At 38.2% G+C, this 21,253-nt stretch carries 22 protein-coding genes; all 22 read right to left on the bottom strand.

What is annotated here, in order from left to right; all coding sequences use genetic code 11:
* Positions 1–171 precede the first annotated feature (171 nt).
* On the bottom strand, positions 172–1,617 hold the full coding sequence (locus tag H5084_RS03980) for an FAD-dependent oxidoreductase (protein WP_182689602.1): 1,446 nt from the start codon (positions 1,615–1,617) through the stop codon (positions 172–174).
* A gap of 85 nt (positions 1,618–1,702) precedes the next feature.
* Complete coding sequence (locus tag H5084_RS03975; protein ID WP_182689601.1) at positions 1,703–2,407, bottom strand: phosphoglycolate phosphatase; 705 nt, start codon at positions 2,405–2,407, stop codon at positions 1,703–1,705.
* 221 nt (positions 2,408–2,628) lie between these two features.
* Positions 2,629–3,303: a DUF2987 domain-containing protein gene (locus H5084_RS03970; protein WP_182689600.1), complete on the bottom strand. Its 675-nt coding sequence runs from the start codon at positions 3,301–3,303 to the stop codon at positions 2,629–2,631.
* A 26-nt stretch (positions 3,304–3,329) separates the two neighbouring features.
* Positions 3,330–4,136 carry a hypothetical protein gene (locus H5084_RS03965; protein ID WP_182689599.1) on the bottom strand — a complete coding sequence of 269 codons (807 nt, stop codon included), beginning with the start codon at positions 4,134–4,136 and terminating at the stop codon, positions 3,330–3,332.
* Positions 4,137–4,919: 783 nt separating this feature from the next.
* Complete coding sequence (gene cobB, locus H5084_RS03960; protein WP_310735732.1) at positions 4,920–5,624, bottom strand: Sir2 family NAD+-dependent deacetylase; 705 nt, start codon at positions 5,622–5,624, stop codon at positions 4,920–4,922.
* A 254-nt stretch (positions 5,625–5,878) separates the two neighbouring features.
* Entirely contained in the window at positions 5,879–6,184 is a 306-nt protein-coding gene (locus tag H5084_RS03955) for an integration host factor subunit alpha (protein WP_028870016.1), read from the bottom strand.
* A 3-nt stretch (positions 6,185–6,187) separates the two neighbouring features.
* Positions 6,188–8,575 carry a phenylalanine--tRNA ligase subunit beta gene (gene pheT / locus H5084_RS03950; protein WP_182689597.1) on the bottom strand — a complete coding sequence of 796 codons (2,388 nt, stop codon included), beginning with the start codon at positions 8,573–8,575 and terminating at the stop codon, positions 6,188–6,190.
* A gap of 12 nt (positions 8,576–8,587) precedes the next feature.
* Positions 8,588–9,568, bottom strand: coding sequence for a phenylalanine--tRNA ligase subunit alpha (gene pheS, locus H5084_RS03945; RefSeq protein WP_028870014.1), 981 nt, complete (start codon positions 9,566–9,568; stop codon positions 8,588–8,590).
* Positions 9,569–9,745: 177 nt separating this feature from the next.
* Positions 9,746–10,363: a fumarylacetoacetate hydrolase family protein gene (locus tag H5084_RS03940; protein WP_028870013.1), complete on the bottom strand. Its 618-nt coding sequence runs from the start codon at positions 10,361–10,363 to the stop codon at positions 9,746–9,748.
* 77 nt (positions 10,364–10,440) lie between these two features.
* Positions 10,441–11,217: a TatD family hydrolase gene (locus tag H5084_RS03935; RefSeq protein WP_028870012.1), complete on the bottom strand. Its 777-nt coding sequence runs from the start codon at positions 11,215–11,217 to the stop codon at positions 10,441–10,443.
* Positions 11,211–12,239, bottom strand: a complete 1,029-nt coding sequence (gene holB, locus H5084_RS03930; protein ID WP_182689596.1) for a DNA polymerase III subunit delta' — start codon at positions 12,237–12,239, stop codon at positions 11,211–11,213. Before holB ends, H5084_RS03935 begins: the two co-directional genes overlap by 7 nt.
* A gap of 2 nt (positions 12,240–12,241) precedes the next feature.
* Positions 12,242–12,895 (bottom strand): dTMP kinase, encoded by a 654-nt coding sequence (tmk, locus tag H5084_RS03925; RefSeq protein ID WP_182689595.1) that lies wholly within the window; start codon positions 12,893–12,895, stop codon positions 12,242–12,244.
* A gap of 1 nt (position 12,896) precedes the next feature.
* On the bottom strand, positions 12,897–13,892 hold the full coding sequence (gene mltG, locus H5084_RS03920; RefSeq protein WP_028870009.1) for an endolytic transglycosylase MltG: 996 nt from the start codon (positions 13,890–13,892) through the stop codon (positions 12,897–12,899).
* Entirely contained in the window at positions 13,892–14,710 is an 819-nt protein-coding gene (gene pabC / locus H5084_RS03915; RefSeq protein ID WP_182689594.1) for an aminodeoxychorismate lyase, read from the bottom strand. Before pabC ends, mltG begins: the two co-directional genes overlap by 1 nt.
* A 182-nt stretch (positions 14,711–14,892) precedes the next feature.
* Positions 14,893–16,134, bottom strand: coding sequence for a beta-ketoacyl-ACP synthase II (gene fabF, locus H5084_RS03910; RefSeq protein WP_028870007.1), 1,242 nt, complete (start codon positions 16,132–16,134; stop codon positions 14,893–14,895).
* Between the two features lie 155 nt (positions 16,135–16,289).
* Positions 16,290–16,523, bottom strand: coding sequence for an acyl carrier protein (gene acpP / locus H5084_RS03905; RefSeq protein ID WP_025562459.1), 234 nt, complete (start codon positions 16,521–16,523; stop codon positions 16,290–16,292).
* A 173-nt stretch (positions 16,524–16,696) separates the two neighbouring features.
* Complete coding sequence (gene fabG / locus H5084_RS03900; protein WP_028870006.1) at positions 16,697–17,431, bottom strand: 3-oxoacyl-ACP reductase FabG; 735 nt, start codon at positions 17,429–17,431, stop codon at positions 16,697–16,699.
* Positions 17,432–17,433: 2 nt separating this feature from the next.
* Positions 17,434–18,375 carry an ACP S-malonyltransferase gene (gene fabD, locus H5084_RS03895; protein ID WP_028870005.1) on the bottom strand — a complete coding sequence of 314 codons (942 nt, stop codon included), beginning with the start codon at positions 18,373–18,375 and terminating at the stop codon, positions 17,434–17,436.
* A 78-nt stretch (positions 18,376–18,453) separates the two neighbouring features.
* On the bottom strand, positions 18,454–19,413 hold the full coding sequence (locus H5084_RS03890; protein WP_028870004.1) for a beta-ketoacyl-ACP synthase III: 960 nt from the start codon (positions 19,411–19,413) through the stop codon (positions 18,454–18,456).
* On the bottom strand, positions 19,406–20,446 hold the full coding sequence (plsX, locus tag H5084_RS03885; protein ID WP_182689593.1) for a phosphate acyltransferase PlsX: 1,041 nt from the start codon (positions 20,444–20,446) through the stop codon (positions 19,406–19,408). Before plsX ends, H5084_RS03890 begins: the two co-directional genes overlap by 8 nt.
* A 9-nt stretch (positions 20,447–20,455) precedes the next feature.
* A complete protein-coding gene (gene rpmF / locus H5084_RS03880; RefSeq protein ID WP_025562454.1) occupies positions 20,456–20,626 on the bottom strand; it encodes a 50S ribosomal protein L32 in 171 nt (56 codons plus the stop codon).
* 18 nt (positions 20,627–20,644) lie between these two features.
* On the bottom strand, positions 20,645–21,166 hold the full coding sequence (gene yceD / locus H5084_RS03875) for a 23S rRNA accumulation protein YceD (protein WP_028870002.1): 522 nt from the start codon (positions 21,164–21,166) through the stop codon (positions 20,645–20,647).
* Positions 21,167–21,253: the final 87 nt, after the last annotated feature.

The following is a 21,253-nucleotide window of genomic DNA, read 5'->3' as shown; positions in this document are numbered from 1 at the left end:
AAATGAGACCACAAGGTAAATGAATCGTGTGTTTCAAATTTACAGCACAAAACAACTGTGTTTATTATTTAATGATAAATAGGGGGATTATCCCCCTATTTATACTCACTACTCGTAATACCAATCTGGATAAATAAATGGTCTATTTAAGCGTTAGGTAAAATGGATCAATCATGGCTGTTTGACTGTTCTATGCGCTAAAGCCAGCGGATAACCGCGTTGCTGCGTGTAACACTCAGAACGTTCGGTTACTTGTTGATCAGTGATAGAACGCGTCACTGGAAACGAACGTGCTCCCACTAAGCTTTTATCAACGAAACCCAATTCCGCCAATTTTTCAGTTAACGCATCGGCGCTAGTTAATACAGATGAGGCTTTGACTATTTCACAACGTGCATAATTATCATCTTCAAAAGATACACCAGCGGCGCGCAGGGAAGCGTCCTCACCGGGTATTTGTTGTGCTCCAAATAGTGGTTTACCCTCTACGCTCGCTTCTTTAAAAGCAGGAATATAACGAGCCAAGTGTGCTATTGCGCGTTGTCCACGTTCTGCAACCTCTTGGGCTAACCAACCTTTATCTATTTTGCGAAGAAACTGCTCATCTAGCTGAGGTTGAGAACTATTTCCAGCGCTAGCAACCAGGCCATTATCAAATAATGTAATTTGTTCTGTCATACCATGTAACTGCACTAAATTTTCAGCATAGGGTGTAAACTGTGCCATCCCCTCAGGCGTACCACGTTGACCATGAAAAATAACCTCAGGCCATAGCCCTCCTGTACCCTGCCATTTGGTGACATAGGCAGCTTTGAACTCGACTAAACGTTGACGATGAAAACCTGCTAAATCATCAATTTCACCGGTTTTGAAGCCAGCTGCATTAATTAAATAATCAAATTTCTGTTGGGTATTTTGACCACTCTCATCACAGCTTAGCTGCCATTTCTTATCAACAGTTTGTTCAATTTTTGTAATTTTAGCATTTAGGTGGACCTGACAGTGTGTGTTCTTTTCTAAAGAAAGCGCAGCTGTTGCGCCTAAGCGAAAAACATTCCAACCAAATTCTTGGACTAAAACAACAGGAAACTTTAATAAAGACAGGTCAACATGCTTAGCAAATGGAATCATCCATTGTAGTGCAGTACTAGGTACTTGATGCTCATCGAGTAACGCTAACTGTTGTAATTCTTCCAACTCAAATAGTTGATAATAGTCACTGGCTTTGCCCAATACTTGATTATCAGTATCTTCATCAATTAGATTTTGGTATTCACTTTGCAATCGCTTTAGACGAGGTAAAAGTTCTGATGGTTGTCCTGGATCTTGCTCAGGAATCGCAATCACTGTTGGGCGATAATCGACCGAGTCAGGATATAAGCGCAGTGCTTCTATAGACTCTTTTAATAGCGTCACACATTGATCTTCTGAAATTTCTCTATATAGATTGCCACCAGCATGAAGATGACAAATAGGAGGTCCATTTACTAAACTCGTCCCCTTTTCAAATAAATCAACTTGTAAACCTATTTCACTTAAATAAAGTGCAATTGAAGCTCCAGCAATACCACCACCGATAATGGCAATTTTTTTATCTGACATTTCGTTCTTAGTCATTTTAAAACCGTTTATATTTACGTTAAGTCATCCCATATATAAAATAATATGGTTAGATTTTATCAAAAATTAACTGAAGCTCTATTTACTCTGTTAATTCATATTGATTAACATCTGAGAAAGTAGCAATGATGTCCGCAAAGTCATCAAAACTGATATCTGGATTGTGTTCGTTGATATCTTCGCCATAGTTATAACCATAACTTAAACCAATACTCTGCATGTTGGCTGCATTGGCTGCTAAAATATCATTTTTAGAATCACCAATCATCACACACTGATCAACAGTAACACCTAATTTTTCGCAACTGTAATGCAAAGGCAGTGGATCAGGTTTACGCTTTTCTAGTGTATCGCCACCAATTAAAAGCTCAAATAAACCATTTAATTCTAAACCATCAAGGATAGGTTGTATAAAATCAAAAGGTTTGTTGGTTACAATAGCAAGCTGATAACCCTTCGCTTTTAATATTTTTAATGTTGAACGTACATGTGGGTAAGTGACCGTATCTATACATAAGTTTTGAGCATAAAACTCAAGAAAAATAGCTAAAGCTTTTGCTAATAAATCAGAGTCAAGATCATCGGCTATCTGCGCTTGTCCAGAAAGACCTCTTTGCACTAGCACACTTGCTCCATTGCCTACCCAAGAACGAATAATAGTTGCAGAGATAGGTTCACGACCAATACTTGTTAACATATGATTGATAGCTAATGCAAGATCCGGTGCGCTGTCAATTAACGTACCATCTAAATCAAAAAGAATTGCTTTTTTACCTGTAAATTTCAAGAGTCACTCCTAAGTGCTGCTATTTTATTTTTTATTGTACTTGGTTTGGCAATGTGGTTTTGCAATGTATTTTAGCGGTATTAACTTGTAATTAATTACCCGCTTCAAAATCATCATTTCAAACATGACCATTAGTTAATTAAACTATATCCATATCAATAAGTAGAGTAATTAAATTGGGCTGCCACAATTAACCCGTCAATGGCGATAAGCTAACAAAGTCAGTCATTTAACATCCATGGGGTTATACGCACCACTGAAAGTTTAAGTTCATTTATTTCTTTAATTTTTGCAAAATCATCTTTGTTAAGTAATAGATCACCATTAGCAGCAAATTTAACATCGTTACTTTCAACATTGCTACTTAGTGAAGTATTCATGGATGCGGCAATTGGATCTAAAAACTGCAGGCGTAAACCAGCAAACGTTGGTAAAAAATACTTTCCTATCATGCCTGCATTTTTCTTTATCACCCCTTTTAATTGTTCATTAATAGTAGCGAGTTTTTGTTCGTTTAAATTAAATAATTCACTCTCTTTTACCATCACTGTTACTTGTAAGTCACAACTAGATAATTTTTTATTATCATCGATATCAACTTCTAACATGCCACCGTCTTTGCGATGTTTATCAGAGTAAAAAGGCAACAAACGACCTGCTGATTCAAACAAAATAGGCTCTCGAATATTCTCAACCACCATCTCTGCATTAGTAATCGTACATAGCGTTTTATCCTCTCTATCGATTAGATAAAAGGCGGTAGTGACATAGGGATAGTCAAGCTTATACATGGTTTTCATGTAGCTAAAAAACACTGAATAATTAAGCTTAATAGTTGAAGCTTGACTCAGTGAAGTCAAGCTAGACAATAAAATGGCGAGCACTAAACGTCGCATTATACCTTCCTTCTCTGTATTGGGAGTTAAGCTTCAAAGCCGCCGTTTTTAGGTCCTGAGTGATGGTTATCATCGTCATTATTGTCGTTGTCTTTTGGACCTTCCGTTGCTTCTGTTACCGATATGCTAACACCACATACTTGACGATAAACAATCCCCATCACGTTGATAGCAAATGGAATAACGAATAATAAGCCAATGCCTGATGTCAAAATACCAATCATAAAAAGAACACAAAAAATAATTAATAGTTGGGTAAATTGAGCAATGTTTTTATGAACCAACTTAAATGAGAGTTTTAAAGCCATCACTGGTGATACTTTTTTCTCGGCAATCAAAGGATAAACCAAGCAGAAAGACATTTTTAAATACAGCAACACAATAACAGATAGCACAAAACCAACACTGCCAAAGACTTGCCCTAAGAACATGCTAGCGCCATTGGTCATCAAATTGATGATCATCGCGGCTAACGATAATTTAAAGATGATATTAAAATAATTAAACAAGTGAAAAGATTTCGTTTTTAATCCAACTGAATGGTGTACTCCCATCATCAGCATACCGGTCATCAAAGGAGGCACGACAATTAAGGCAAAAATAAAGAAAAGGATCATGGTTTTAGGATCATCAAGTGATGTTGTTTGATCAAGAAATACGCTGAGTAAAGCAAATGAAACCAACATGATAAATAAACAAGCAGTCAGCAAAGGAAAGAAATGTTTACGCGTAATTTTAAGGGCATCTAGCAACAATTTTTTCAGATCAAATCGATACCCTTCGGTCAGCGATTTTTTAATATCACCACCTAATACAAAATATTTTGAATTCATAACACACTAACTTCCCTAAATTGAATAACAGCTGCTTAACAGCGGATCATTGTAGGGAGTTCTGTTAGCTTTTCAAGTACATTCAAGACTAAACAAGATTAATTAGAATTGATTACTTAGTAAGTTTTTAAACACGCCTTCTTTACTATGCTTGGTGCTTAGTCAGTTTTGATTTTAAAAAGTAATTAACGACAAAATCAAGACACGACACAGAGCTTACTAAGGAAAAACTAAGCCATTTTATTATCATTTTTTAAGTTTTTTTGTTTCAGTTTTTTGGTTTCAGTTCGAGCCTTCGTGGTTAACTCACTTTTTATTTTAAAGTAATTAACCACGAAGCCGCTGCACAGAGAACACGAAGAAAAGATTAAAAATGAGGAGCAAGCTAAAAAGTAAATTTTAATCACTTGTTAACGAGATAAAGGGTTATGGTTTGATTCATCCGTCTGCACTCTTCGTGGTTAATCAGCTTTTGATTTTAAAGCAATTAACCACGAAGCCGCTGCACAGAGAACACGAAGAAAAGATTAAAAATGAGGATCAAGCTAAAAAGTAAATTTTAATCACTTGTTAAAGGGTTATGGTTTGATTCATCCTTCTGCACTCTTCGTGGTTAACCAGCTTTTGAATTTGCACTTAAAAAAACCGGATCAAGCAATATAAACATAAATCTTTGATTGCTTATTAACGAGTTAAGAATGTTGACTCGCCCTTATCCACCCTTCAAAGTTTCAAACCTTCAGGCTATTTAGCTTTTAGTCACTATAAAACCAGTAATTAATTTTATGCTAATAGGTTTTTAACCAATTCAGGCACTAATTGGCTAGCCTTACCTTCTAGTATGGTATCGAAATGACTGTGCTCATTGCGCTCTAGATTAACCTCAATAGAATCAGCTCCTGCACTTTTCGCTTCTTCAACAAATCCTGCTGCTGGATAGACAGTGCCAGAAGTACCAATTGCTATAAATAGATCGGCTTGCGCAAGGTGATGATAAATAATATCTAGACCTATAGGCATTTCACCAAACCAAACAATATGTGGCCTTAAAGGTAACGGGTATTGACAACAGGTACAAAAATCATCGCTGGTTAAATCCACTGCCCAAGGAATGACTTGATTAGTTTTAGCACAGCGTACTTTTAATAATTCGCCATGCATATGAATAACGCTCTTTGATCCAGCCTGTTCATGCAAATCATCTATATTTTGAGTAACAAGTAAAAAGTCCCCATCAAATTTTTGTTCCAATTCCGCTAACGCATAATGTGCAGCATTAGGTTTATTTTCTCCTAAACAAAAACTCTGACGTCGTTTATTATAAAAATCTAATACTAATTCAGGATCACGTTGATAACCATCCAAAGTCGCGACGTCTTCAAGTTTATATTTTTCCCACAAACCATCTTTTGCACGAAACGTTTCAATACCTGATTCTGCAGAAATACCCGCTCCTGTTAACACTACTATTTTTTTATATTTACTCACTACTTTAAACCTCAATCAAAAACATAATCCCAACAGCATAAAGCTGAGCTCTATTTATTAATGCCTTATTTACTAACGCCCCAATGCAATCTGACTGTTCACAACCTGACTTTTGATAAGCGGCAATAAAGTATCAAAAATGTCATTATTGATTGTAATGTTATATCAGAAAAAGTTTGTGGTTCAGTTCATATTCCAACCGAATTTGAGGCAAAAAAAAAGCCGCAAAGCGACTTTCTTTAAAAGGGAATAAATTATTTTTTAGGCTTATCTGAAAGACTTGTTTCTACTAACTCTTTCAATTTCTGACCCGCTTTAAAAGTAACAACTCGTCGGGCCTCTATAGGTATGTCCTCACCAGTTTTAGGATTACGACCTGGCCGTTCCCCTTTATCTTTTAGCTCAAATCCACCAAAGCCTGATATTTTAACTGGTGAACCAGCTTCAAGAGTTGATTTAATTTCTTCGAAAAATGATTCCACAAACTCTTTAGCTTCTCGTTTGCTTAATCCGATTTCTTCCGATAAATGTGCCGCTATCTCAGCTTTTGTCAGTGCCATAAATTAATCTCTCAACGATGCATGAAATTCCGTAGAAACCGCTTCAACTATTGAATTAACACTATCAGCAATCTCCTGTTCTTCCAAAGTACGTGTCGCGTCTTGTAATATTAAGCCTATTGCTAAGCTTTTCTTACCGTCTTCAACACCCAATCCTTTGTATACGTCAAACAAGTTTATGCTAACTAGCTGAGATCCGCCAATTTTTTCTATAAATTTGAGGACCTTACCTGCATTTACTTGATCATCGACTACAAAAGCGAGATCTCGGTTGTTTGCAGGGAACTTAGAAATGTCGCCAGCTTGAGGTAATTGACGGGTTAAAATAGCATCAACTTCTATTTCAAATACAATTGCTTGGCCGTTTAAAGCAAAAGTTTTTTTCAAACTTGGGTGCAAAGTACCAATATATCCGACTTTAATACCATTACGGTAAATAGTTGCAGATTGACCTGGATGTAAAGCACTGTGTTTCTCTGCTTTAAATTCAAAACTTGCATCATCAACAGCTAAATCCAATACGGCTTCCAAATCTGCTTTAAGATCAAAGAAATCAACACCACGAGTTTCAATCGCCCAGTGCTCGTCATTGACGTTACCGATTATCACACCTGAAAGCATTGCTTGTTGGCGAATACCATTTTCAGCTTGTTCATATTTAATAAAACGCAAACCCGTTTCAAATAAACGCACACGATTTTGTTGGCGCTTTTGGTTTTTAGACACGCTCTCTAACAAACCAGTCCATAAACTAACACGCATTGCCGACATATCTTTAGAGATAGGATGTGGCAAAATCAGTGCATCCGCTTCAGGATGTAGTTTAAGTTGCTTATCTGGGTCAACAAAACTGTAGGTGATCGCTTCTTGATATTCACGATTTACTAGCACATCGCGAATTTTAGATAATTTTAAACGAGATTCATTATGCGCAGGCATTGTTAACGCGGCTTGAGGAGCAATGTTTGGAATATTATTATAACCAAATACACGAGCAACTTCTTCGATTAAATCTTCTTCAATTTCCATATCAAAACGATAAGTAGGTGCAACAGCTGACCACCCTTCTGCCGTTTCAGATACAACACAACCTAATTGCGTTAATATTTTCTGAACGCGATCTGAATCAATTGAAATACCGATTAAACGATCTAATTTATTACGACGTAGTTCAATTGTAGCTTGCTTAGGTAAATGGGCTTCACTTACAGCTTCTGTAATTGGGCCAACTTGACCACCACAGATTTCAACTAACAGCTGTGTAGCACGTTCCATTGCAGTTGCTTGTAATACAGGATCCACACCACGTTCATAACGATGTGAAGCGTCAGTATGTAAACCGTAACTACGTGCACGACCCGCAATCGCTAAAGGAGCAAAGAATGCACTTTCTAAGAAAATATCTGTTGAGCCTTCTTGAACACCAGAATCTTGGCCACCAAAGATACCCGCCATTGCAAGTGCTTTAGATTGGTCGGCAATCACTAATGTATCAGCGTTTAATTTAACTTCTTTACCGTCTAAAAGCGTTAGTTTTTCATTTTGTTCAGCAAGGCGAACTTCAATACCACCTTCTAGTTTAGTTAAATCAAATGCATGCATTGGATGACCAAACTCAAGTAATACGTATTGAGTAATATCAACCACGGCATCGACACTGCGCACACCACAACGACGTAGCTTTTCAACCATCCAAAGTGGTGTTGTTGCATTTTGATTAATGCCTTTAATGACACGACCAAGATAGCGAGGACATGCTTCAGGCGCTTGTAGATTAATAGCGACTTGGTCATCAATCGTTACATCAACATTATTCCAAGTTACCGGTGTTGCTTCGATGCCATTTAATACGGCCACTTCACGAGCAAGACCTGCGATACCTAAACAATCAGCACGGTTGGCTGTTAAGTCAACATCAATGATCACATCATCAAGTTGTAAATATTCACGAACACATTGTCCGATAGGTGCGTCTAAAGGTAATTCAATAATACCTTCAGCACTGTCAGCCATACCTAACTCTGATTCACTACACAACATACCAAATGATGGCTGGCCACGTAATTTTGCTTTTTTAATTTTAAAATCGCCCGGTAATACGGCACCAACAACGGCAACAGCCACTTTTAAACCTAAACGACAGTTTTTAGCACCACAAACGATATCGATTAATTCATCTTCACCGATATTGATTTTAGTGACTTGTAATTTATCTGCATCAGGATGTGGTCCACATTCAACGACTTCACCAACAAGTACTTTACTAAACTCACCAGCAACAGGATCAACATCGTCAACTTCAAGGCCGGCCATTGTCACTTGATGTGTTAATTCATCACGTGTAATTTCTGGGTTAACCCACTCGCGTAACCAAGCTTCACTAAATTTCATTATTATTAACCCTTATTTGAATTGCTTGAGGAAACGAAGATCGTTTTCAAAGAATGAACGTAAATCATTTACGCCGTAACGCAGCATTGTTAAACGCTCGATACCCATACCAAAGGCAAAGCCTGAATATTTTTCAGGATCAACTCCCATCGATTTTAATACAGTTGGATGTACCATGCCGCAACCTAACACTTCTAACCAACCATTTTTACCTTTTACATCTACTTCAGCAGAAGGTTCAGTAAATGGGAAGTAAGATGGACGGAAACGGATTTCTAAATCTTCTTCAAAGAAATTATGTAAGAAATCGTTCAAAATACCTTTAAGCTGCGCAAAACTTACGTTTTCAGCAATCATCAAGCCTTCAACCTGATGGAACATTGGTGTGTGTGTTTGATCGTAGTCGTTACGATAAACACGTCCAGGAGAGATAATACGTACCGGAGGCTCTTGCTTTTCCATGGTACGAATCTGTACACCTGAGGTTTGTGTACGTAATACTAAGTCAGGATTAAAGTAGAAAGTATCGTGATCAGCACGTGCTGGATGATGAGGCGGAATGTTTAACGCATCAAAGTTATGGTAACCATCTTCAACTTCAGGTCCGTCTTTAACTTCAAAACCTAATTCACTAAAAAACTCAACGATACGCTCTGTTGTACGTGTTACAGGGTGAATATTACCTTGCTTTGAACCGCGACCAGGTAAAGTGACATCGATAGTTTCAGACGCTAATTTTTCATTTAGAATAGCTTCTTCCATGCCTTTTTTACGTTCAACTAAAACAGCTTGAATTGCTTGTTTCGCTTGATTGATCATTTGTCCAGCGGCTGGTTTTTCAGCAGGCGGTAATTTGCCTAAGCCTTTCATTTGTTCAGTCATTAAGCCTTTTTTGCCAAGATACTGTAAACGAATTTCTTCTAATTCATTGGTATCAGCGGCGTTTTCGATCTGTTGTTGCGCATTAGCAACGATTTCATCTAGATGCTGCATTTGATTACTCTACTTTAGACAAGTGATAAAAAATATGGATGTAATTTTACGCAGTTCAAATTGATATGGCTAGTGCTGAGGGCGTTTTGCAGACTATAAAACGCTGGAAATGAAGAATTAATTAACGATATTAAAGTCTTCACTCCAGCATTGAACTAAAACAGATGAAATAAGGACTTATAATACCGTCCACGTTTTGCTTAACAACAACTTATCCTCTGCAAATAATTGTCCAGTAAAGCAATCACCTTGATTCACTTTCCCGACACCTTTAGGTGTGCCTGTCATTAAAATATCGTTATCTTCAAAGGACATAAATGCCTTTACTGCATCAACAATTTGCATTGGTTTATAGATCATCAAATCAAACGTCGCTTGCTGAGTGACCTGCTCATTAATCAATAAAACTAAGCGTATCGATTCAATATTAGTATCATAATCGAGCGTAATAAAATCTGAAAAAACAGCAGACCCATCAAATGCTTTTGCACGTTCCCAAGGTAATGCTTTAGCCTTTAAGACACTTTGCACTTCACGCTTAGTTAGATCCAATCCAATGCCAACACCTATAAACTGATTATTCTCAACAACAAAAGAAATTTCAGCTTCATAATGAATCGCGTCAACGGCATGTGTTTTGATTTCAGCAGCGATAGCAGAGTTAGGTTTGACAAAAATAACCGGCTCAGTAGGGACTTCATTGTTCAGTTCAGCAATATGCTCTACATAATTACGGCCAATACAAACTACTTTCGACGGGGTAATTATTTTTCCATTTAATAATATTGATTGCATGAGAGGTCCTTATATATAAAACGAATTTCATTGCCAAACTGAGCATTCCCAATTGAGCTAGGTTTAATGACTATAGGTTACCTTTGCGCACCTTTAAATAGCGTAAAGTAGTTTTCAGTGGTGACCTTGGCAAGCTCTTCAAATGTCACCCCTTTTAATTCAGCAACAAATTGTGCAACATCGTAGGTATAAGCAGGTTCATTTTCTTCCCCTCGATGAGGGACTGGTGCTAAATAAGGGGAATCCGTTTCTACCAATAAGCGTTCCAAAGGCACCGCTTTAATTACTGCTTGTAATTCTTTTGCATTCTTAAAGGTTACAATGCCCGAGACAGAAATATAAAAACCCATTTCCATCGCTGCTTCTGCCATTTCAATTGATTCAGTAAAACAATGTAAAACCCCACCGACTTGCTCAGCGCCTTCTTCACGAAGAATATCTAAGGTTTCTTGGCGAGCACCTCGAGTATGAATAATTAAAGGTTTATTGAGTTGTTTAGCCACTCTAATTTGTTTACGAAATGCATCGATTTGCCATTCTTTTGTTTCTGGAGAATAGAAAAAGTCTAAACCTGTTTCTCCTACTGCAACCACCTTTTCTGCACTTGCATATTCTAGTAATAAGGCTTCATCCATCACCGCTTTTTCATATAACGGATGTACGCCACAGGTGCTAGAGACTTGTTTAAAAGGTGCAATCATTGCAGCCATTGCAGGGTAATCCTGTAACGTCACGCAAACACTCAATAAATGAGTAATGCCCTTTGCTTGGGCTTTTTCAATGACCTCAGTAATATCGGTATGTTTTTCCCCATATTTTAATCGGTCAAGATGACAATGAGAGTCTACTAACATACTGTAATTTCCTTAAATTCATTTTTAATTTTTATTAATAACGCATTAACCAATAATTCTTTTTTAAGCGCCGAATGCCCCATTAATAGGCTGCGATTTTTTAGTATTTCGTCGCTTAATAGACGTAAACTTTTTAACGACAACTGTGTTTGCCAGATTTTCAATTGCGGTAAAGCGAAGTAATAAATAGCATCAGGATCAAGCTGGTTACCATTCAATTTTAATTTATGCAGGTCATGTAATAAATGAAATAATAATAATAGATTTTGTTCAACGTCCTTCACTAATAATTGTGCAAAGGAAAATAAATTAATAGGCTCATATAAAAGAGAGAACAACCCTTCGATGCATTGCCGACGAGTATCAAGCGACGCATCTTCTTGTAACGCTTTTAAATGGTTGAGCAAGGCTAAAGGACTATTTTGAAACCAACGTAATACACCAACGTCACTGACTTGAAAACCAAATTGATATAACCAATCAATTAAGGTTTGATCGTCGGGACTGTGTAGATGTGTTTGTTGCAGACGGCTTAGTAAGGTCGGCATCAATTGATGATGTGTTCGAGTTAATAAAATTAAATAACTATCACCTTGAGGCTCTTCAAGGGTTTTCAACAACGCATTAGCAGCAGCCTCGGTTAATTGGTCAGCACCTTTAATCAACACGACTTTATTATTACCAAGTTGCGGACGTTCATTCAATTTATCTGTTAATAAACGAATTTGATCAATGCCAATTGATTTATTTTTTTCAGCTTCCAATAGATTAAAATCAAGATGATTATTAGCACTAAACAGCTGACAGGAGTGACATTCAAAACAGGCATCGTTATGTTGTTTATTACTGCACAATAAATACTGGGCTAATTGTCGCGCTAATTTATATTTACCAATACCACTACTGCCAGTAAATAATAGACCGTGCGCAAAACGCCCTTGATGATATGCATCCTGTAAATGCGTATAGAAAGGGGTTAACCAAGGGGTACTCACATTTTCAAAAATATTACTTTCGGGCATTTTTATAAACTCGCTAACCATGCGTCAAGCTGTCGATTAATATCAATTTCAACCTGCGAAAATGTTTGACTTGCATCGATACAGACCGCATTTTTTTCTTCGCTAACCAGCTGCTGAAAAACAGCACGAGAACGATTAAAAAAATCAATGGCTAAACGCTCAATGCGATCTAACTCTCCCCGGCCACGTGCTCTTGCAAGTCCCAACTCAGGTTCAATATCTAAAAATAGGGTGAAGTCCGCTTTAAAGTCACCTAAGGCTACCTGCTTAATTTCATTGATTAGGTTTAGATCTATGCCACGACCACCACCTTGATAAGCAAGTGAAGACCAATTATGTCGGTCACCAATCACCACATGGCCCGCCGCTAAAGCTGGTTTGATTTTATGCTCAACCAATTGTACTCGTGCTGCGTACATGATCAGTAACTCCGCTTTGTCAGCTAATTGTTCGTCTGTCACGTCCATTTTAACTATATCACGCATTTTTTCAGCTAATACAGTACCACCAGGTTCTCGAGTAAAGGCAAGTTGTCGTTCAGCAAGCCCTTTTGATATTAGCCAGTTTTTAATATACTGAATGGCAGTCGTTTTTCCTGCCCCTTCTAACCCTTCAATAACAATAAATTTACCCGCTAATTTTTCTAATACTGACATGTTACCTTCCTCGGATATATTTATTAACGGCATTATTATGCTCTCTCAAATTTTTAGAAAAATAAGAGGTCCCATCCCCTTTACTGACAAAATATAAGTAGCGTGTTTTCGCTGGATGTAGAGCCGCATACATTGCTTCCTCACTCGGCATCGCGATTGGTGTCGGTGGTAAACCATTAATAGTATACGTATTGTAAGCTGTTTTCTCCTGCAAATCCTTCTTACGAATACGCCCGTCGTAGCGCTCTCCCATGCCATAAATAACCGTCGGATCGGTTTGTAACCGCATGCCAATACGTAAACGGTTAACAAACACTGATGCTATTTTATCTCTATCATTTGCAAGCCCACTCTCTTTTTCAATAATAGAGGCCATGATCAGCGCTTCATAAGGTGTTTTATAAGGTAAATTTTTGTCTCTTTCAGGCCATAATTTATCTAATACCATTTGTTGATGCAAATAGGCTTTTTTAACAATACTAAAAGCACTCATATTAGCAGTGTAATGATAAGTTTCAGGGAATAATAACCCCTCTAACTTTGTTGCTTTACTGCCAAGTTTAGCTAACAAAGTTTGCTCAGACTCTTGTAATGGTTGAATATGTTGTGCATTTTGCAATATCACTAACCAGTCTTTATAGGTACTACCTTCAACAAATGTCAATTTAAATTGAAACTCACGTCCTGTGGTTAAAATGGTTAAGATATCTGCTAATGATGCACCTTTAGGTAACTCATAGGTGCCTGATTTTATTTTAGTTAACTCAGGTTTCAATTTAGAAACAACTTTCCACCATCGATCAGTATCCAATAAATCTTGTTCAATTAGCTGCGGTGCAAGGTGTGCAAAATAACGCCCTTCAGATAAGGTAAACAACTGTGTTTGTTGTACTCTTGGCACATGTAAATATTTATCTACCTGTTGCTGTGCCCATAAAAAAGCGATGCTCAGACAAATACCGATAAATAGTAAGGCTAAGATAATTTTTTTGACCATTAGTAACCACTTCCTTGCTTAAGCTTAATTTGTAAGTCAGTTACTTGCTGCAACTGTTGTTGAGAATATGTTATATCTTGATATTGCTTAACGGGTACGATCCCCATCAACGCATTAGTTAATAGCATACAGGAGGCTTGTTTAACTTGTTCGACGGTCAATTCAGCTTCAGTCACATCAATATCGATATGTTGCATAATACGCTGACGCATCACTCCAGCTACGCCACAATAATCTAATTTAGGCGTCAACCACTGCCCATTTAGGTGAATAAAAAGATTCGCACTGCAGGCCTCAATAACATGCCCAAACTCATCACATACTAAGCCTTCTACTGCATTTAATGAGCTTAGTTCTTGTTTGATAAAGACTTGTTCTAATCTCGCTAATGATTTTAACCCAGCTAATTGTTTATTTCGCCCCAATTGACTTTGGCATTGCACAATGTCAATTCCCTGCGTTTGCCATTCAAAATAATGCACTGGGAATGGTGATAAGCTAATGATGCGCATCGGTTGCGCACAACCTTCAGCACTATAGCCCCGACCACCACTACCGCGAGTTAATATGATTTTTAACACATAATTTGCTTCTGCTTTCACCGTAGTTGCACAGCTAAGCACCTCACTTTGAAGTTGCAACCAATCGATAGCAGGAAAAAATAAACGCGAGGCGCCTAGCTGTAAACGTTGTAGATGAAGTTGCCAATCAACAACCTTGCCATATTCGACTTTTATGGTGGAAAACAAACCGTCCCCATAGCCTAAACCGCGATCACTTGCATCGATTGAGTTATGTTGTTCACCGTTAATAAACATCAGCTTACTGCCACCTATTTTAAAGTAATTGCTAATACAGGGTTAAACAAAGCTAATAAGAAAGCACTTGTGCTCAATACAAGTCACTTGTACTGAAAATAAGCGACTTTAGCGATGTAAAATTTAGACATAAAAAAACCCGAGTCAATATCGGGTTTTCATTTTATAGGTAATGCGTAAAACTAGATACGTTTAAAGATTAACGTACCATTTGTTCCACCAAATCCAAATGAATTCGATAGTGCATACTCTATATTCGAAGGACGCGCTTTACCATCTGTTACGTAATCTAAATCACAACCTTCACTTGGGTTTTTAAGATTGATAGTAGGTGGAGCAACTTGATCTTTAATTGCAAGTACACTGAAAATAGCTTCAATTGCACCAGCAGCGCCTAACAAATGCCCTGTCATGGATTTAGTAGAGCTCATCATTACTGATTTTGCATCTTCTCCCCATATACCTTTAACAGCTTGTGTTTCAGCAATATCACCAGCAGGTGTTGAAGTGCCATGTGCATTAATATATTGAATATCTGCAGCGTTAATACCCGCGTCTTTAATCGCATTTTTCATTGCTAACGCAGCGCCTGCACCACTTTCTGGTGGTGACGTCATGTGATAAGCATCACCACTCATACCAAAACCAACAAACTCAGCATAAATTTTGGCACCACGTGCTTTTGCGTGTTCGTATTCTTCAATCACTAACACACCAGCGCCGTCACCTAATACAAAACCGTCACGGGACTCATCCCACGGGCGACTTGCAGTTTCTGGCGAATCGTTACGTGTCGATAATGCACGTGCAGCACCAAAACCACCCATGCCCATTTCAGTCGATGCTTTTTCAGCGCCGCCTACAATCATTACATCAGCATCACCGTATTGGATCATGCGCGCACCTAAACCGATACTATGCGTACCCGTTGTGCAGGCCGTTGTCACCGCAATGTTCGGACCTTTCAGACCATTATTAATAGAAACATGACCTGAAATCATATTAATAATTGTCGCTGGGACAAAAAATGGACTAATTTTACGAGGGCCACTTTTTGCAAAATTATCTTTGTTTTGTTCAATGATACCAAGACCACCAATACCAGAACCAATAGCAACACCAATGCGTTCAGCGTTATCATCATTAATGATTAAACCTGAATCCTTGATTGCTTGATCAGCAGCTGCTACACCGTATTGAATAAATAGGTCCATCTTACGTGCTTCTTTCTTTGGCATATATTCTTCGACATTAAAGTCTCGAATTAAACCAGCGAATTTAGTAGAAAACTTCTCTGTATCAAAGTGCTCAATATTTGAGATCCCACTTTGACCAGCTTGAATGGCCTGCCACGATTGCTCTACTGTATTACCTACTGGCGATATCATACCTAAACCGGTTACTACAACTCGACGCTTTGACACTAGACTCTCCTAAATGAGGCTTTAAAAACAATAACTAAAAACTTTAAATAAAATACTTAGGTATTGCTAAAGAAAATGATGGGATTCAAACTATAAAAAACAAAAGGCGGTCAGAAGACCGCCTTTAGAAATTAACTACACTTTAAAGTGAAGAATTAACCGTTGTTAACAACGTAATCAATAGCAGATTGAACAGTCGTGATTTTCTCTGCTTCGTCATCTGGGATCTCTGTATCGAATTCTTCTTCAAGAGCCATTACAAGCTCAACTGTGTCTAGTGAATCAGCACCAAGATCGTCAACGAAAGAAGCTTCGTTTTTAACTTCGTCAAGTTGAACACCTAATTGTTCAACGATGATGTTTTTTACGCGTTCTTCGATATTGCTCATTTTTTATCTTCCTTTGTAATTACGCTTTTGCGTTAAGTTGCGGTAGTTTATTCTATCGCGTTTAATATTCAAGTATTCTATCACTGGTTAGACCAGTATTTTACGACTTTAATCAATAAATTATAGAATATCTATCTTTTTCAGGTTAATTTGATAACTCAACAAGTCAAAAATTAGACCATGTACATGCCGCCATTAACGTGAATTGTTTCACCATTAATGTAAGCCGCACCTTCAGAGGCTAAAAATACAACAGTTGCAGCAATCTCTTTCGGATCACCTAAACGACCAGCTGGTACGTTTGCTAAAGTATTGGCACGTTGCTCTTCGTTTAATGCTTTAGTCATATCTGTTTCAATGAAACCAGGTGCTACTGTATTAACAGTAATGCCACGGCTTGCCACTTCACGAGCTAATGATTTAGTAAAGCCAATTACGCCCGCTTTCGCTGCTGCATAGTTAGTTTGACCAGCATTACCCATCGTACCGACTACAGAGCCTACATTAATAATGCGACCAGCACGCTTTTTCATCATAGGACGAAGCGCCGCTTTGCTCAATTTAAAGATAGGCGTTAAGTTAGTACCAATGATGTCATCCCACTCTGCATCTTTCATACGCATCAATAGGTTGTCACGAGTGATACCTGCATTATTCACTAACACATCAACAGTACCAAACTCTTTCTTAATGTCAGCAAATAATGCTTCAATAGACTCGTTTTCTGTGACGTTCAAGACAAAACCTTTACCCGCATCACCTAAATATTCACTGATTGCAGCTGCGCCACTTTCACTCGTCGCGGTTCCTAATACAGTTGCACCTAATGCAACAAAACTTTCGGCAATAGCACGACCGATACCACGGCTTGCACCAGTGACTAAAACAACTTGATCTTGCATGCTCATTCTTATTCTCCTTTAACTGCAGCTAATGCAGCGTCTAAACTTGCTGAATCATTGATAGCTTGCGCAGCAACACCTTTTTCAATACGACGAACCAAACCACTTAACACTTTGCCAGGGCCTGCTTCCACTTGTAGATTAATGCCTTGGGCGGCCATTTTCACTACAATATCAGTCCAGCGTACAGGACAATATAGTTGGCGCACTAACGCATCTTTGATTTTGTTAGCTTCAGTTTCAATCGCGACATCAACATTATTAATCACTGAAATTTTCGGTGTATTAAATGTAATAGAACGCAGTGCAACGGCTAATTCATCGGCAGCAGGTTTCATCAATGCACAATGAGAGGGTACAGAAACAGGTAATGGTAATGCGCGTTTAGCACCTGCTTCCTTACACAATATACCGGCACGCTCTACTGCATCTTTGTTACCAGCGATAACAACTTGTCCTGGTGAGTTAAAATTGACAGGAGAAACAACTTCGCCCTGCGCAGCTTGCTCACAAGCCGCTTTTATTTCTGCATCACCTAAACCGATGATCGCATACATTGCACCAACACCAGCTGGTACAGCTTGTTGCATTAATTGACCACGTAACTCAACTAATTTAAGGGCATCATTAAAATCAATCACACCAGCACACACTAATGCAGAATATTCACCTAAACTATGGCCAGCAATTGTTGTTGGTAACTCACCGCCAACTTCTGCCCATACACGCCAAATTGCTACAGATGCAGCCAATAATGCTGGTTGTGTTTTATCTGTTTGGTTTAACAACTCAGCAGGACCTTCTTGGGTTAATGCCCACAGGTCATAACCCAACGTTGCACTTGCTTCTTTAAACGTATCAACAACAACAGGATAGGTTGCCGCTAAATCAGCCAACATGCCCACACTTTGTGAGCCTTGACCAGGAAAGGCGAATGTAAAGTTTGTCATCTTTATTCCTAAATTTTGTATTAACAATTTTTAAAATGAAACTTGGAAGTTAATAGTGTTAGTAACTAGTAAAGTTAATTACATAACAACCAATGCACTACCCCAAGTAAAACCACCACCAAATGCTTCTAATAACACTAAATGGCCTGGTTTAATTTTGCCACTTCTTACCCCTTCATCCAAAGCAAGTGGTACAGATGCTGCAGAAGTGTTGCCTTGCTTATCAAGTGCTAAAATAACTTGATCCATAGACATCTCTAATTTTTTTGCCGTTGCTGCGATAATACGAAGGTTCGCTTGATGCGGTACTAACCAGTCTAGTTTTTCTTTTTCAATATTATTAGCGGCTAAAGTATCAACAACCACTTGGCTTAGTTTTTTAACTGCTACTTTAAATACTTCATTGCCCGCCATCGTTAAATATGAATTACTTAATAATGCATTTTTATCGCGGCCAACATTTGGCAGTTTGAGTAAATCACCAAAACGACCATCGGCATTGATATGAGTCGATAAAATACCAGGTTCTTCCGTTGCTGTTAGCACGGCTGCACCGGCACCATCACCAAATAGAATAATAGTACTGCGATCTTCTGGATCACAAGTACTCGCCAATGTATCTGCACCAATCACGAGTACGTTTTTGGCTCCGCCGGCTTTAATGAAATTATCTGCAACGCTTAAGGCATAAGTAAATCCAGCACAGGCAGCTGCAACGTCAAAGGCAGGTATATCATAGATACCTAATAAATTTTGCACTTCACAAGCTGCTGAAGGGAATGCATTATGGTTACTTGTGGTTGCCACAATAATTAAATCTAAATCCGACGCACTCATACCAGCCGCCTCTAACGCTAGATCACTAGCTTTCTTGCCCATGAAAGCGATTGTTTCTTGCTCATTAGCAATGCGACGTTCTTTAATGCCAGTACGTACAGTGATCCATTCATCACTGGTATCAACCATTTTTTCTAAATCCTGGTTGGTGCGCACTGCTGTTGGTAAATAACTACCCGTACCTATAATTTTGCTATTCATGTGATAAACAATCTCGCTCTGCTAGGACAGATTCCAACCTTGCGCTAATACAAGCAGGTATCTGCCATTGAATTTCTTTAATGGCTTGTTCTATTGCATAGAAAAATGCACTTTCATTTGCACTTCCATGACTTTTTACAACAATGCCACGTAATCCGATTAAACTTGCTCCATTATACAGATCTGGATGCAAATTTTTTAATTGGTTTTTTATTATTGGATTCAATACTTTACCCAATAAACGGCTATACCAAGTTGAATTTATCGCTTGCTGTAATCGTGCAAAAAAAACACGTCCCATGCCTTCATAACTTTTAAGCGCTATATTACCACTGAACCCATCCGTCACAACGACATCTGCACGTCCGTCGAATAGTTCATTGGCTTCGATATAACCGATGTAATTAATAAACTCAGTAGCAGACAACATCTCTGCACATTGTTTAATCGTTTCATTACCTTTATTGCTTTCGCGTCCAACATTTAGTAATGAAACCGATGGAGCATTTAATTGCTCAACTTGTTCACAAAGTACGCTGCCCATCAATGCAAAATTAAACAGAGTATCACACCCACATTGCAAATTTGCACCTAAATCCATTAAGTAACTGTGACCACCACGATTATTTGGTAGTGCAGAGACTAAAGCGGGTCTTGAAATACCCTCTAATGTTTTTAAGGTATGCTTAGCTAGTAACATTAATGCGCCAGTATTACCTGCGCTGACACAAGCATCTGCCTCTCCGTTAGCCACTAATTGTAACGCAACGAGCATTGAAGATTGAGATCGATGACGTAAAACAGAAACAGGATCATCTTCCATTGATATGGTTTCTGGTGCGTGTACAAACTTTATTCTATTGTGATTAAGTAGCTGATATTTTTTTAATAGAGGAGTTATTTGTTGGGCATCACCAACGATAGTAATGAACAAATTTGGGTGTAACTGTAGGGATTTGGTACTTGCAGATAAAGAAATATGGGGGCCAAAATCACCCCCCATGGCATCAAGCGCAATGGTAAAGTTACGCAAAGTAATAACTTACTTTTCGATTACTTTTTTGCCTTTGTAGAAGCCGTCAGCAGTAACGTGATGACGACGGTGAGTTTCACCAGAAGTACTATCAACAGTTAAAGTAGGTGCACTTAGTGCATCATGTGAACGACGCATACCGCGTTTTGAAGGAGTCTTACGACTTTTTTGTACTGCCATTTTAAAAATTCCTGCTAGTTACTTGAGCTTTAGCTTCGCTAGAGCATCAAATGGGTTAGGACGTTCTTGCTCTTCCTCAATTTCGCCAAAGCTACTTTCGTAGTTGCCATATTTACATTCTGCTATTGCATGTTTTGCAATTTGCGGAAGTGTTAATAACAGCTCATCTTCAACTATTTGATGAAGGTTTACCTCCCCATTTTCATCGTAATAAATGGGTTCATAAACGTCTGGTAAATTATTTTCCTGTTCTTTATTAAGAACGGGACAATACGTAAATTCAGCTTCACACTGATAAGTCATAGGCTCATTGCACCGTTGACAAGTGAGTTCTACTGCGACACTTGCTTTACCTTTGAATATTCTCAGCTTTTGCTGGTCCACATCAAACGAAAAAGCAGTATCGATATCAGAGTGAATACTGTTTGTTGACTCTCCTAATCTGCTTAATAAAGACTTATCGAGGCTAGCAACTAGCTCCAGTCTATTATTAGCAGCGCGAACAGAATCAACGCTAATCGGTAGTTTAACCTTTTGCATGGTCGCGAATAATATAGATAGAGTTCAATATAGTCAAAGAAAAAGCGTTATTTTTCTTAAGTTTTTATTCAGCTATCGCTTTATTCT

Origin of the sequence: Psychromonas sp. SR45-3 (genome assembly GCF_014163575.1) — a bacterium.
In the GTDB taxonomy this organism is placed as follows: domain Bacteria; phylum Pseudomonadota; class Gammaproteobacteria; order Enterobacterales; family Psychromonadaceae; genus Psychromonas; species Psychromonas arctica.
The sequence above is the reverse complement of the archived record's forward strand: the minus strand, read 5'-3'. Positions and strand labels throughout refer to the sequence as shown.